This is a genomic window from Pseudomonas sp. LBUM1679 (genome assembly GCF_059695565.1).
In genome coordinates this window covers 4,055,047-4,070,555 of record NZ_CP166774.1, presented here as the reverse complement: position 1 = coordinate 4,070,555, position 15,509 = coordinate 4,055,047, and the positions used below count along the sequence as shown (strand labels likewise).

The window sequence follows — 15,509 nt, the reverse complement described above, 5'->3', positions numbered from 1 at the left end:
GATTAACTGCAATGGACTGCACCATGATCAACCCTCCGCAAGCCCCCCTGTTCGATGCTGGTTTACCCCCTGCACAGCGAATGCGCAGCGAACTGAAAAACGTCCTGGACATCGCGCTGCCACAAACCCCCGCCCAGTTTGGCGAGCGCCAGATCAAGGAAAAATGGGGGCAGGACATCGACCCACGGACCGCCCTCCTGGTAACCCTTGATTACGATTACAAAGGGCACCCGCCACAGGATGCAATCCATCAAGGGCAAATCGCAAGCTCCCAATCGTTGCTGCAAGCGCTGCTGTTGAATCACCAGACCGTGGGGGACGGACGATTCGGTGAAACGGCATTCGGCCTGTATACCCCGCCTGACATCGGCCCGGACGTTCGCATCGTCGACAAGGTCGATGAGTTCGCCAACCACGGCAGCGGCAATCACCAGACCTATGAAGGCATCTATCGGCAAACCGTTCCGCAAACCTATGGCCCAATGACGCAGATTGCCCTGAGACCGGCTGACTTCAAGCAGTGGGTCTGGGAACTGGATGTGCAGGATCTGTACAGCGCTTATCTTGATCGTGCCTGGCCATCGGACGAGGTGCTGCTGGCTCCGGCGCCCTATGCCTTGAGGACATCGGTCAAGGCGGCGTTTGTCCTGAGCGCCTGGTTGCAGCATCTGGAACACCGCCTGACAGAGGAAGGTCTGAAGCTTGCGTTGCAGGCGGCAGGATTGTCGCCGGATCAGACATGGGAAACGCTGGCGAGCAATCAACTGCAAGCCCCGACCCCGGCATCCTCCGTGGTCAAGGCAAGCCGTTTGAAACTGTATCGTTATACCGCGACGGATATCTGGATCTTCCATGGCCCGTCCAGCGCCAGGGTATTGATGTACATCCCCGGCAACTCTTCACCGCTGCATGATTTCACCGATGTCGCAGAACTGCGCCAATGGGTGGTGGCGCAGGCACGCGTCAGCGCAACGAAACAGGCATTGGCAGCCCACTTTGCCGATAAGGATCGCGCGGACGGCACCTTCCACGCCGGGGTCCTGACCGCCCTGGATGGCATGGCAATCTACCCTCGACTACATCGACTGACCAAAGAGGCCGGCTTCTTCAACAATGATGGCGCCTGGGAACCTGCCGAGTACATCGGCTTCGAGGACCCGCCAGCAGGAACCGATCCTTTTGCGCAACTGGTCCTGACAATGAAACAGGCAGCGTTGGCCAGCGTCGACACCATTCGCGGCGATGCACAGGTCAATCGCGACAACTTGAGCGCCGTCGTCGAACCGATCGTGCAGTGGGTCAACCGGTTTGGTCCGCTGGCCTTGTTCGTTCCGGGAGGCGAGGGCTTTCTCGCACTGGCGGGACTTATCGATGCCGGCTACGGCCTGGATCAGGCAATAAACGGTGAAACGGCGAGCCAGCGTTCGGAGGGTGTGACGCGCACGGTGTTCGGCTTGCTCAATGCGTTGCCGATCGCCGGGGTCGCGGCCTTGGCCAATGGCGAGGGGGTTGATGTCGAAGCGCTGGCGAAAACCGATCACCGGGCCGGCGAACCTTCAGTGGCTCCACCTGAACCGCCTACCTCCGTCCAACCGATTCCTCCGGTACCAACCCGCCTGGCCCTGCTGCGGGGTGTCGGCCCGTCGGTCGCCACCTTCAGTGATGAAATGCTTGCACAGGTCGGCAGGGTCAGCGCGGTTGATGACGACATGCTGCGCCTGATGCAAACCGGGCGCCCACCGACGCCGTTGCTGGCCGATACGATCAGCCGTTTCAAGATCGATCGGGATCTTGGCCCGGCCGCAGACCCTGAGTTGTTCAACAGCCGCTATGAAGCGCTTCAACAGGACGGGAATGCATGGGTCCGGTTGTTTCAACGCGAATACCCGGACCTGCCCACAAGCGCCATCGAACACATGCTCGACCGCTATGGCGTGGACATCCAGGTGGCGCCCGACGCTACCGAGGCCTTGCAAGTGATCAAGCGTCTGGACAGCAAGGCCCGCCAGTACCAGCAACATGCATGGCTCAATCGAGCTTATGAGGGCTTGTACCTTCGTTCGGCGCGCACTCCGCAGTCAGAGACACTGGCTTTGCACTCGCTGAAAAACCTGCCCGGCTGGCCCGCAAACCTGCGGATCGATGTACTCGATCAGTCGGTCATCGGGCGTGTGCTAGACCGCAGCGGACCACTCGATGCACCGGATATCCGGCGTCTGATCAAGACGGGCGATCACTTTCTGCACCAAGGTTTGCAAACGGACTTTTACGGCGCAGTCCTTGGGGTGCTATCGGACGAAGAGCGTTCAGCGTTGCACCTGACGTCGCTTGATCCCGCCAGGGAAATGCGGCTGAAAATCGGCGACCGGGCGTTGTCACGGTCTGAATTCATGCTCGGATCAGCAAGGATGGACAGCGGATTGCCCTTCGAACGCCAGGGCCTCAGCGGCGGCGGGTTTCCGGACCCACCGCCGGCCGGGGCGTTGAGGCACCAATTGATGAGGGAGCAGGTCAGGAACCTTTACCCGGAATACTCCAATGCCGAGGCCGATGAATATCTACAGCGGGCGGGGGCGGGCGCCCAGGCACACCTCGACGGTTTGCAGCAGCAGCTACAACAACTGAACACCGATTTGAACTCTTGGATCGATCAGGCAATCGACGACGTCGAAGACATGGACTTACCTTTTCTCGCCGCCGGTGACATTGAAGCGCAGGGGCTGGATGAGGCGCAAATCGAGGCGCATAACCTGGCATTGCTAAATGACACGCTTCAGGTCGAACGCGATACCAGGGCCGAATTGGCCGATGAAATGATTGCCATCTGGCAAAAACGTGCCCCGCAGGAAGACAGTCATTATTCAGGCAGTTACTTGAACGGCTTCACAATGAACATGAATTTCGAGGATTTCCACCGATTACCCGCGCTGAATGTTCGTCTCGACGACGTGACCGGGTTGTCGATGCGGCATTTTCATTTGTTCGAGCGTGAAACCCTGAACGATTTTCTCGAATCGTTTCCTAACCTGCGCACCTTGAATCTGGAAGGTACCGATCTTCGACTTTCCGATAACGACGGGAACCTGGTAAGCGCTGTGCCCCCGCAGATTTCCCGAATGCGCCATCTCACCTGGTTGAATCTCAGTGCCACCGAAACGGCATTCACGGAGGCGACAGCCTCACGACTCAGTGAGCTGACCCAGCTGCAACACCTGGATCTGAGCGAGAATCCGCTAGCCGTCCCTCCGTTGGTGCTGGGAATGCACGAGTTGCGCTCGCTCGACCTGAGGAATACCCGGATCACTTCATGCCCCATCGGGATCATGGATCAGCCGTACCTGGAGCGGCTGGATCTGCGTAATAACCAGATCACCCGAGTGCCGCCGGCCGTAGTGAGCCAGGCCATCAGTCATGACCGCGTGCTGTTGCAGGGTAATCCATTGACCGATGAAGACACGCTGTTGCGCCTGGTGGAACATCGCCGCAGCACAGGCATCAACCTGTGGTTGAGCGAGCCGGGACCCGACTATGGCGAAGTCATCGATTGGTTGCGTGAGAGCAGCGGTGCGCGACGGCAAGCCAGGCGATTGATCTGGCAGCGCTTGGCAGCCAAACCGCTGGGCACGCGCTTTTTGCGAATCATGGATGGTCTGAGTCTGACGGCGGATTACCGGGTAGATTATCTGCCGCTGCAAGCGAGGGTCTGGCGACTGCTGGGCGAAGCGGATGCTTCAGAAGAATTGTGGGCGCGACTGGCCCAGGACGTCGAAGTGGCCGAGGTCGATGCTGACAACCCGTTTGCCATTTTCACGGCACTGGAGGATCGAGCGAGGCTTTACCGGGACTGGGTGACCCTGGGGCGACCGTTTCCGGTGAACGAGTAGGGCGAGTGCCTTGAACCCCGAAAAGGGGTTCAAGGCTTGACGATCAGCGGCGACGGAACAGCGGCAGCGGTTCGTCGGTGGCGGCCTGATAGCTCACCGAAAAGTCCTTGAGGCTTTCCAGCGCTTCGTACGGGTCTTTGTCGGCGCGCAAGGCAAATGCATCGAACCCGCAGCGACGCAGGTAGAACAACTGATCGCGCAGCACATCGCCGATCGCCCGCAGTTCGCCCTTGAAACCATAACGGTCACGCAGCAGGCGCGCATTGGAGTAGTTGCGGCCATCGGTGAAGGCCGGGAAGTTCAGGGCGATGACCTGGAACTGATCCACGTCGTCACCGATTTCTTCGGCTTCTTCGTCAGCATCCAGCCACACGCCCAGGCCGCCATCGCGGGCCTTGAGCATACGGCTGTGTTCGCGCCACAGCTGCAGCGGGACGATGTAGTCGTCGCAGTTGCTGATCTCGTCGATGTTGAAGTCCTTCGGCAACAAGTGCCAGGTTTCGTCGACGACCTCGTTGTTCTTAATTATTCGCTGCATAGACGCGCTCCTTGAAGAGGTCGATGCCAATACGCTGATAGGTGTCGATGAAGCGCTCGTCTTCGGTACGTTGTTCGATGTACACGTCGATCAGCTTCTCGATCACATCAGGCATGGCGTCCTGGGCGAAGGACGGGCCGAGGATCTTGCCGAGGCTCGCATCGCGAGTACCGCTGCCACCCAGGGACACCTGGTAGAACTCTTCGCCTTTCTTGTCCACGCCGAGAATGCCGATGTGGCCGACGTGGTGGTGGCCACAGGCGTTCATGCAACCGGAGATGTTCAGGTCCAGTTCGCCGATGTCGAACAGATAGTCCAGGTCGTCGAAACGGCGCTGGATCGATTCGGCGATCGGGATCGACTTGGCGTTGGCCAGGGAGCAGAAATCGCCGCCCGGGCAGCAGATGATGTCGGTCAACAAGCCGATGTTCGGCGTGGCGAAGCCTTGCTCGCGCAGTTCACCCCACATCTCGAACAACCGGCCCTGTTCCACGTCGGCCAGAATGATGTTCTGCTCGTGGGAAGTGCGCAGCTGACCGTAGCTGTAACGCTCGGCCAGGTCGGCCACGGCGTCGAGCTGTTTGTCGGTGATGTCGCCCGGGGCAACGCCGGTCGGCTTCAGGGACAGGGTCACCGCCACATAGCCCGGCTTCTTGTGGGCCAGGGTATTGCGGGTGCGCCAGCGCGCAAAGCCCGGGTGCTGCTTGTCGAGTTCGACGAGTTCGGCGGTCTGGTTGTCCAGCGCCTTGTACTCGGGGTCGACGAAGTGTTTGGCGACGCGATGCACTTCGGCCTCGGTCAACGTGGTCTGGCCACCGCGCAGGTGTTCCATTTCCGCTTCGACTTTTTGCGCAAAGACTTCAGGCGTCAAGGCCTTGACCAGAATCTTGATCCGCGCCTTGTACTTGTTGTCACGACGGCCGTAGCGGTTGTAGACCCGCAGGATGGCGTCGAGGTAGCTCAACAGGTCCTGCCACGGCAGGAACTCATTGATGAATGCGCCCACCACCGGGGTACGGCCCAGGCCGCCACCGACCAGCACGCGGAAGCCGATTTCGCCAGCGGCGTTGTGCACCGCCTCCAGGCCGATGTCATGGACTTCGATGGCGGCACGGTCGGAGGTGGAACCGTTGATGGCGATCTTGAACTTGCGCGGCAAGTACGCGAATTCCGGGTGGAATGTCGTCCACTGGCGGACGATCTCGCACCATGGGCGCGGATCGATCAACTCATCGGCGGCGACACCGGCGAACTGGTCGGTGGTGACATTGCGCAGGCAGTTGCCGCTGGTCTGGATCGCGTGCATCTGCACGGTCGCCAGTTCAGCCAGGATGTCCGGAATATCTTCCAGTGCCGGCCAGTTGAACTGCACGTTCTGCCGGGTACTGATATGGGCATAGCCCTTGTCATAGTCGCGAGCAATCTTGGCCATCATTCGCGTCTGGCGCGAAGTCAGCTGGCCGTAAGGCACCGCCACCCGCAACATCGGCGCGAAACGCTGGATATAAAGCCCGTTTTGCAGGCGCAGCGGGCGGAATTCTTCTTCGCTCAGCTCGCCTGCCAGATAGCGTCGGGTCTGATCACGGAACTGCTTGACGCGGTCCTCGATGATCCGCTGATCGTACTCGTCGTATACGTACATATAAGTCCTGTTCTCAGGCTTGGGCCGGTCGGATCCAGTTGCGTTTGACGCCTGGAAGTCTTCCGATACTGCTCGGCAATTCTGCGCGCACGGCCGCGCACTCCCTACGGAGCCGGGGCAAGATACCAGTTTGCAGTTATGCGTAAAAGTGATGTTTGAGTATATGCAAAGAACCAAAAGGACTAATGAGAATCGTTGTTGCAAAGCCCCTGGTTGTGGTGAGGGCAATCATCGTCTTAACTGTGGTCGAGTCTTTATGCAATCACCGATAAAACCGACAAGAGGCGATGCAATGAGCAACCCTACCAAAGTCACAAAACCCGATAGCACGGTCGATGCCTGGGCGATTCTGTTCCTGATCATCCTGGTCGTGGGCACCGCGGTATTCTGGGTCAGTCATCAATAAACACCTCGTCCGGGCTCGCTCCGACGGTTGTCGGAAGACAAGCGGAATAAACGCCGTTGTACGGGAGGTCGCTGGCTAATATGTGCGGCGAATTTTCGGGGCTCGGACGATCAGCGTTGAAGTTGTTCTGTGGCGTGTTGCTGGCGCTGGGGACGGTCTTGGCACCTTGTGCCCAGGCGGCGTCGGTGCTGTTCCTGAACCCGGGAACCACCCGGGAAGCTTTTTGGGTCAGTTACTCGCAGTTCATGCAGGCCGCGGCGAGGGACCTGGCCATGGACTTGCGCGTTCAGTACGCCGAGCGGATACCTGAAAACACCCTCAAGCAGGCTCGTGAGGCCCTGCAAGGACCAGACCGGCCGGACTATCTGGTGTTCGTCAACGAGCAGTATGTCGCCCCCGAAATCCTGCGTATGGCCCAGGGCAGCGGCGTGAAGCTGTTCATGGTCAATAACGCGCTGACCCCGGACCAGATGAGCCTGCTCGACTCGCAGCCCGAAAAATACCCCGATTGGCTGGGCAGCCTGGTGCCCAACGACGAGGAGGGCGGCTACCTGATGCTCAAGGAGCTGATTCGCCTGCATCCCCCGGTCGCTTCCGGACAGGTCATCGAGCTACTGGCTTTCTCCGGTCTTAAGGTCACGCCGGCGGCACAGTTGCGGGAGAAGGGCATGATGCGGGCCCTGGCCGAGCACCCTGAAGTGCGATTGCGCCAGTTGGTGTATGGCGGCTGGACCCGGGAGCGCGCCTACGAGCAGGCCCGATTGCTGTTCAAACGCTATCCGCAGGCCTCGCTGGTCTGGACGGCCAATGACGAAATGGCCTTCGGGGTCATGCAAGCCTATGTCGAAGGCGGTGGCAAACCTGGAACAGACGCACTGTTCGGCACCATCAACCATTCACCCGCTGCCTTGCAGGCGCTGTTGGACGGTCGGCTGAGTGTGCTGCTGGGTGGGCATTTCAGTCTGGGCGGATGGGCCCTCGTGCAGTTGCATGACTACGATCAGGGCGTGGATTTCGGTCAGTACGGCGGCCGCGATCGGCAGATTCCGTTGCTGCAACTGATCGATCGGGCACAGGCCATGCGATTGTTGGCGCTGGGTGTCAGGCAGGATTACGGCGTGGATTTTCACAAGCTCTCGGCCAAGGGGCAACCGACGTCGTATCGCTACCCGTTCAGTCTGCAAACCCTGCTGCACTGAGTCATTGGCCTTGAGTCAGGCATCAGATCCCGGCCAGGTGCAGCACCAGTTTGACGATGCCGAACAGGGTCAGGGCGAACACCGCCGTGAACACAATCCCCAGGATCACGAAATGGCTGGGCTTGCCGTGAGTGAAGTCCCGGGCCCGGTTCTTTCCGCTCTGCACCCCGAACGCCGCGGCCATAACGCTGTGCAGCATCTGCCAGAAGGTGGGCGGTTTGTTGTTGTCGACTGGATCGTCCATAAAACCCCTCGTTGCGCGCATTGACCTATAGAGCATAGACAACTTGCCGCAGGTCGGCCTCGTGCCGCGTGGCCACACAGTTAGTTACTTACTGCCGCTTGAGCGATATCTATATACCGCAGCCGGGATGGCCTGAAATGGTCTGCTGTTCGCTCCATGAAAAAGGAGTGATCATGACCACCATCCCACCCAATTCGGCATCGGCGCAGCCTGTGCCGCCTGCTCAATCCGCCGACAACACCAGGCCTGTCAAGTTGGCCGCAACGCAAAGCCTGCACGGTGACTTCCTCGAAAAATCCGTCCCTCAATGGTTGGCCGACGCTTCGCCGCAAAGACGCAAGGCGTTCAAGGACATCCCGACCGCGCTGCCGTCCTGGTATCAAGACGCCGCACCCGGGCAGCGCAAGGCGTTGAGCGATAGCTTCAAGGCCAGTGTCATCGCGCAGAACCGTCTGGACAAAACGATGTCGTCGTTCCAGGAGGTCAATGCTTTTGCCAAACCATTGTTGCTTAAAGCTCTGAAAGACCAGTTTCAGGTGCAGGTTGATGTCGAGAAGACCTTGTTGTGCCTCAGGCGCCCATTGGAAATAGGCATTCTGGAAATAGAACTGTCGTCGTTTGAAGTACTGAAGCTATCAATGCTCGATGCAGCGCTGCATAACTTCGAAGCCTACGAATGCACAGCGGGGGCTTATCACGAAACCTCCGGTTTCGTCGTGGCGAGTACCACGGCGGGCACCTTCGATCCCGTGAGCGTCAATTTGACGGTCAGCCAGTTTCTGACGCTGTGCCGCAGCCTTGATATCGGCAAGCAATACCAGACCTACCTGCAGGAATTCTTTCATTCGGTGGATGCGGTGGCAGAGGCGGTGCTGCGCGAGCGGGTCATCGCCAGCCAGAAGGCGACGATGCGTGCCGCTGCCGAACAGGCGTTGCTGCAAAAAGACATCGAACCGGCGGATCACGCGATGATTTTGTCGGTCATCAATGGCGAGATGCACCCGTGGATAGGCAAAAAACAGGTCTGGTTCATGGATCTGGGCGTGATGAAAAAAAGAATGACCGGTTGCGTGGCTTTCGGGATCTGCGAAAAGTACGGCTACAGCGATGAGGTCATCCTGTATATCCCTCACGATCCGGAACACCCCCTCAAACGCTACAGCGGCACGCAAATGCGCGACGAGTTCAAGCGGCTGTTCACGGCACGCGATGCTTCCCAGGCTTCGAGTGCGGAACCGAACGATTACCAGCGCTTTTTCAGCCAGTTCGTACCTTATGACCAGCGTCCGTACTATTTCAGCCAATTCACGCAAAAAGCCGCCGATTCCCCGAGCGATCCGTGGCGTTCCCCATGGCGCACAGTTGTAGACATGGTGAGTCCCGGTTCGGTGTTTACTCGAATCAGGGAATTGCCCCCCGAGCGCGCGCCAAAACTGGAGCCGGCGCCTGATCCGTACATTGCAGCCTCGACGCTCACCCGAAAGGGGCGGGGCATCTGGGCGCCCAACGAGGATCTCTGGGAGTACCTCTATAAACAGCACTGCGCCAAGGTGTTGGCCGATGCCCGCAGTCATGCGGTGCCGACCGATGACGTCGATGTGAAAGCGCGTGAGGCCAAACTGGCCCATCTGATGCAGCTCGGCCTGCTCGGTTTGAACCTGGTGTCGATGTTCGTGCCGGTGTTGGGCGAAGTCATGATGGTGGTGATGGCGGGGCAGTTGCTGTACGAGACCCTGGAGGGCGCAATCGAGTGGAGTGAAGGCGATCGGAGGGCGGCCAAGGATCATCTGATCGACGTGGCCGAGAACCTTGCCCAGATTGCGGTGATGGCGGGGGTGGGTGCCGGTGTGCGCAAATTCTCCGCCGCCAAAGCCGTACCGGCCATCGAAAAGCTGAGCCCGGTGACGTTGCCCAATGGTGAAACCCGGTTGTGGAAACCCGATTTGAGCGCTTATGAGTCCACTGTTGCGCTGGACGCCAGCCCCGGCCCGAGCAAGTCGGGACAGCATGTGATCGACGGCAAAACCTATATTCGTCAGGGCAGCAAGGTTTACGAACAGTTTTACGATGAGTCGATCAGCAAATGGCGCATCAAGCACCCGACTGATTCCAGCGCCTACCAACCTGTTCTCGACAGTAATGGCCGCGGTGCCTGGCGTCATACGCTGGAGCGGCCTCTGGATTGGGATCGTCTTACCCTGTTGCGGCGCATGGGGCATGAAACCGAAGCGTTTTCTGACGCAGAGCTGATCAAGGCTGCCGATGTCAGCGGTGTCAATGACAACGCGTTGCGCAAGATGCACCTGGATCATGCGTCGCCACCACCGGAGCTGACGCAAGCCATGCGCCTGTTGAGGGCCGATGCTGATTCGGCGTGTGTCATAGAACAGTTGCGGGGGACGAAACCGATCGATGAGCTGTATCTCTACGCCTTGCCGCTGGTGACCGAAATGCCCCGTTGGCCGGCGAACCGGGTGCTGGAGGTGTTCGAGGGGGCGCAATTGTCCGGCAAATCCGTCAAGTATGGATCCGAACGCCCGGTTCGCGGCGTGGGCGTCAAGGCGCCGATCCAGGTAGCCCGGCCCGACATCCTGAGCGGGGATCTGCCGGCTCGTATTCTGGCGGGACTCGACGAGTCTGAAATCACCCGCCTGCTCGGAGAAGAAAGTGCGCGTGTGCGCGAGTCCAGGCCTGAAGAGTTCGGCAAGCAAATTGCCAATTACGCCCAAACCCGTCAACCGGCCATTTACGACAGTATTTATAAGGGCGCCGAACTCGCCGACACCCGCGTCACGCTGTTACAGAAGGCCTGTCCGGGACTCAGCGAATCGGCTGCACAAGAAGTGCTGGCGCAGGGTCACCCCGATGATCTTGATCGGCTGAACTCGACCCGTCGAGTACCGCTGCGCATGCTGGAGGAAGCTCATTGGTATGCGCGTCAGGGCAGGCAAGTCAGGGCCTATGCCGGTCTTCGCAGCGAAAATATCGCCTCGACGGACAGCCGGCGTCTGGCGCTGCACACGCTGGAAGATCTGCCGGGTTGGCCGGATACCGTGCGCCTGGAGGTTCGCGAGGGCAGTGAAAGTGGCGCGTTGCTCGACAGCATCGGCAACGAGACTGCCCGCGAGAAGAAACACCTGATAAAAAAAGGCCCGCAATTTCAGGCGTTCAATGACCGAGGCGAAGAGCTCAACAGCCTGCCAGCGAGCGGTGACAATTTTTATGCTTCGATCATGCACGCCTTGCCCGATGAAGCGCGGCGCAGCCTGGGCCTGCCTGAGGTCAACCAGTGGGCCGAGCTGCAAAGAAAGATCATTGATCACGCAGATCGGCATCACAGTACCGCGCTTGCCCTTCTGGAGCCGCAGGCCAAGTGGCCCAAGCCACCTGTGCGGGTGAACGATACCTTGATCGGTTACCACGCCAGCGGCCGTGGCGTGGGAATCAACCCGAACCTGACTGTGCGGGTGCGCGATGTCTATCCGGACATGACCGATCAGCAGGCCAACGGGTTCATCCTGGAGCAGTTGCGGGCGGGCAAAGACGACAAGGGCATCTTCGAGCTGTTGCAGACCCGCCGGCATGAATGGGAAGCGCTGAACTCGACACTTGACGAGTGGGTGGGGACTTCGACGGCGGCCCCCTGGGAGCGATCCGATGAGCGCAGGGCGGTTGAACACAAGACTCGAACCGCGCAAGCGTTGAAAGCGAGCTGGCGCAAGGCCCCGTTAGCCGCCGAGGTGCCCGGCGCAGATCAGCTGTTTATTGTCAGCAACGACCCTTTGCCAGCACTTGTGACGGATTTTGCTCACGTCCGCGAACTTTCCATTGGCGGGAACGGTATGACCGACGCCAATGCCGATGTTTTTCTTGCCCGGTTTCCCAATGTCGAAAAACTGTCGCTGGGTGAGCGAAGCAGTTTCTATGGCACCTATATGAGGTACGAGCAGTCGCTGACAACCTTGCCTGTGGCAGTGACCGGGATGGTCTCGCTCAAGCGTCTGAAGTTCAGAACGCCCGCGTTTGAAATGGCCGCCAACTTTCCGGCCAGGTTGCAAGCGTTGACCTCCCTTGAAGAACTTCATCTCGACTACGCCGGATTCCGCGTCACTACCACGCCGAATCTTGATCTGGCACCACTCACGCACTTGAAAAAACTCAAAATCGAGGCGCCGGGCTTGTCACAGTGGCCAGCCTATGTGCAAGAACTCCCCGAACTGGAGCGCCTTGATCTGTCGCAGACTTCAATCGCTTCCATTCCTCAAACGCTCTATAACGGGCATGAAAAGTTGTGGACGGGGCTGTCGCTGGACTGGTCGAAGTTTTCCCATGAGGCTTTCAAGCCCGCTTATGAGTACGTCAAAAATTACATGGGGCCACTGGGGCATCTGGTTGATCTGGACCTGATGGTTCGCCGGTACTGCGCCGGGGAGCTGGCGTTTATGACGGGAGAGGCGGGACACATCAACCCGTTGCCCGAGCGCATCATGAGCCTCTGGAACACGCCCGAAACCAGGCTCAAGGCCGTTGAGGCGTTGCGGGTGGAGCACACCGGGATCTTCCGCCAGTTTTATGAACCCACGACGTCCGATGGATTGAGAACGGCTACGCCGACACCGCGCTGGGAGCTGCAACCCAACGCCAGGGTGGTTCGTGCACTCGAGAAAAACTGGCGCGCTGCCGTACGCAAGCGCTATCGCCTGGACGCCAATGCCCAGCTGCCCGGTTCGACGCAGTGGAACCCTCGCATTAACCAGGACGATGCCACCGTGTTTGAGCTGCTCGACACGTCCTGGGCACAGGGTAACAAAGCTGTCAGTGAGCTACCCCAATTGCCGGCCGGCACTTTTTCCCATGTGCAGACCGTGCGCCTGGACCGGATGGCTGTGCCGGCCGAACAGATTCGCGGTTTCCTTAAGGCTTTCAGTGGCACGCGTACCCTGGAAATCACTGCCGGTGGTTTGACTGAAGTGCCGATCACGCCGGGCGATCTTCCGCAGCTGACGCGACTGGATCTGTCTTTGAACCGTATTGTCGTCACATCTGCGGTTCAGAACCAATTCAATGGTTTGAAAAACCTTGAGTATCTGAATGCCCGCCTGAATCAGCTGACCACACTGGACGTCTCTGCCCTGACCCACCTCAAGGCTCTGAACCTCAGCTCATCCGGACTCAATGCATGGCCAACGGGTGCCGAGAGCCTGCCCGGATTGAAGTGGCTCGACCTGCGTTACAACAACATCACTGCACTACCGGAACACGTGCTCGCCCACGACGATGCGCTGCTCAAGACCAGCCTGACGACGGGGAATACATTCAGCCCTGAAGGCGGGGCAGCTCTGAAAGCGGCGCAGCAGCGGATCGAAACAGCCAGAGGCTTGCCGGAGGGTGCCTTGCAACGATTTGAACTTGAACCCGTTCCGCTGCAAATCCCTCTGAGTGACCCTCCGGGCGAGACGGCACTTTCTCTCGCTGAACATTTATTGCCTCTGCCTCGCCAGACAACTGCGGCTGTGGGCGCCGCAGGTTTTACAAGCTGGCTACAGGATCTGAACCCGGTCATCTCAGAGGATCAGGCGCTGCAATGTCTGACGCGAATGCGCAACGAGGGGATGACCGATGTGCAGATCGATGCCCGGTTAAGCGAATGGCGGCAGACCGCCGAGTCGCTGACGCGCCAATTGAACGGCTGGATCTATACCCGTGCGGCAGAGGTCAACGGGAATCTTGTGTCGGCGCAGGATCGGGAATTCGTCGCGCTGAAAATCCGCGAATGCTGGCAGGACGGACTGATCGGCCATACCGAAGACGCTGGGCAGACGCTGGATCTCACGGGTCTGCACACAGGGGATTTACCGCAACTGTCGACTCCGTTTTCCCGCGTGCGAACGCTGACCCTGACCGATACGAAGTTCACGGTACAAAGTTTCAACGTTTTTTGCAGTGCTTTCCCGGAGTTGACCACCCTGCGGCTCAACGGCAACGATCTGGAGGTGCTGCCAGACGCAGTCGGCAGCATGAGCCGGCTTGAGCGGCTCGAACTCAGCGGCAACCGCTTTTCGGACGCGCAGCCCTTGTACAGCCAAGTGGGTGGGAATCGCCTGCGGTGGCTGGATCTGAGTCACAACCGTCTAGATGAATTCAATGCCAGTGCGTTCAGCCGGCTCGAAACCTTGAATCTTTCCCACAACGGCCTGAACTACTGGCCTGACGGGGTGCTGGAGTCAGAGCATCTGCGAACGCTGAACCTGAATGACAACAACGTCAGGGTATTCCCGGACAGGTTGTTGGGGGGCAACCATGAGGCGTTGGTGGCTGGCACAGACTTGTCCGAAAACCGGTTGACGCTCCTCAATAGTCTGGAACAACTCAGGGATTACAGTGCGGCAAACGCAGACCGTGACGTGATGGGCTACTCGCGAGTGTTTCTGGACCGTGAAATTGCGGCGCGCCTGATCGAGACTGACAGCGAGCCCGGCTCCGACTCGGATTTTGATTCGGACTCGGATTCGGACTCCGACGGCGATGGTGGCGGTGGCGGTGGCGGCGCAAGTCGCGTTGATGTGCATGCAGGTGTCGAGGATGCCGAGGTCATTGACAACCCGCTGCACGACGTGGCCGCGCCGGCAATGGAAACCTGGCTCAATTACACGCATGCTGATTTGCGCGCCGCTCGGCGAACGCTTTGGCTGCAATTGGCCCAGGAAGCAAACCATGAATCGTTCTTTCATTTACTTTCGACGTTGCCCGATACAGATGAATTCAGGCTATCGGGTGCCGATCTGACTCACCGGGTATGGCGGGTCATACAGGCCGCCACGGAAAACACCGAGTTGCGGCAACTGTTGTTTCTCAACGCCGAGACCCATGGCACCTGTGGCGACGGTCGAATTCTTTCGTTCAGTGAACTGGAAACGCGGGTTTACGAATACACCGCCCTGCGCGATATCCCTCGGCATCGTCCGGACCAGCGAGGCAGAGCCTTGCTGGATCTGACTCGACGATTGTTTCGACTGGAAAGGGTCGACAGGCTGGCGGATGGCGCCGGGCGCAATAAGGACAGGGCGGAAATTCGTCTGCAGTACCTGATCGGCATGACTCGAGGCTGGCCTGATGGACTGGAGTTGCCCGGACAACCGGAACATATGCTGTACGGCACACCGATTCGGGGGCAGCGATTGATCGACGCTCGCGCTTCCGTGCTCGCGGATGAGGCGTCGGACATGTTTTTGGAGGATCTGATCGCGCGTGACTACTGGGTTCGCTACTTGAACGAGCGATACCCCGATACGTTCGACGCTCTTCAGGAAAACGCCACCAGGCGACAGGAAGAGGTCGAGGACGCGCATCCGGACAAAGAGGACAACGAAGAATCCCGCAAGCGTTACCTGGACGCGATGAGAGACCTGCAGATCGAACTGGCGGACGCACGCACCGATAAGCTGAAGGAGTTGTCTCGCACAGAGACGGCAAGGTTGGCGCCGGTTGGCGGGCAAGAGCCGCAACCGGGCCCTTCGTCCCCGCAACCTGGCCCGTCACGGCGCCAGTGACGGAGTGTTGAGCGGGCCTGGGAGCGAAGTGCTCCCAGGCCCGTGG

6 protein-coding genes are annotated in these 15,509 nt (G+C 59.3%); 3 read left to right on the top strand and 3 right to left on the bottom strand.

Annotation, left to right across the window (positions count from 1 at the left end; translation table 11 throughout):
- The first annotated feature begins 23 nt into the window (after positions 1-23).
- Complete coding sequence (locus ACA062_RS18415; RefSeq protein ID WP_497452378.1) at positions 24-3,884, top strand: dermonecrotic toxin domain-containing protein; 3,861 nt, start codon at positions 24-26, stop codon at positions 3,882-3,884.
- A gap of 43 nt (positions 3,885-3,927) precedes the next feature.
- Here the strand turns inward: ACA062_RS18415 and ACA062_RS18410 are convergent, their stop codons facing one another.
- Entirely contained in the window at positions 3,928-4,422 is a 495-nt protein-coding gene (locus tag ACA062_RS18410; protein WP_497452377.1) for a DUF934 domain-containing protein, read from the bottom strand.
- On the bottom strand, positions 4,406-6,064 hold the full coding sequence (locus ACA062_RS18405; protein ID WP_497452376.1) for a nitrite/sulfite reductase: 1,659 nt from the start codon (positions 6,062-6,064) through the stop codon (positions 4,406-4,408). The genes ACA062_RS18410 and ACA062_RS18405 overlap by 17 nt, the downstream gene beginning before the upstream one ends.
- A 522-nt stretch (positions 6,065-6,586) precedes the next feature.
- Here ACA062_RS18405 and ACA062_RS18400 point away from each other — a divergent pair.
- On the top strand, positions 6,587-7,669 hold the full coding sequence (locus ACA062_RS18400; RefSeq protein WP_497452375.1) for an ABC transporter substrate-binding protein: 1,083 nt from the start codon (positions 6,587-6,589) through the stop codon (positions 7,667-7,669).
- A gap of 22 nt (positions 7,670-7,691) precedes the next feature.
- Here the strand turns inward: ACA062_RS18400 and ACA062_RS18395 are convergent, their stop codons facing one another.
- Complete coding sequence (locus ACA062_RS18395) at positions 7,692-7,913, bottom strand: DUF2970 domain-containing protein (protein WP_138967253.1); 222 nt, start codon at positions 7,911-7,913, stop codon at positions 7,692-7,694.
- A gap of 173 nt (positions 7,914-8,086) precedes the next feature.
- On the opposite strand from ACA062_RS18395, the gene ACA062_RS18390 reads away from it, so the two are divergent.
- The gene (locus ACA062_RS18390) at positions 8,087-15,463 is read left to right on the top strand and encodes an NEL-type E3 ubiquitin ligase domain-containing protein (RefSeq protein WP_497452374.1); all 7,377 of its coding nucleotides are present in this window, start codon (positions 8,087-8,089) and stop codon (positions 15,461-15,463) included.
- Positions 15,464-15,509: the final 46 nt, after the last annotated feature.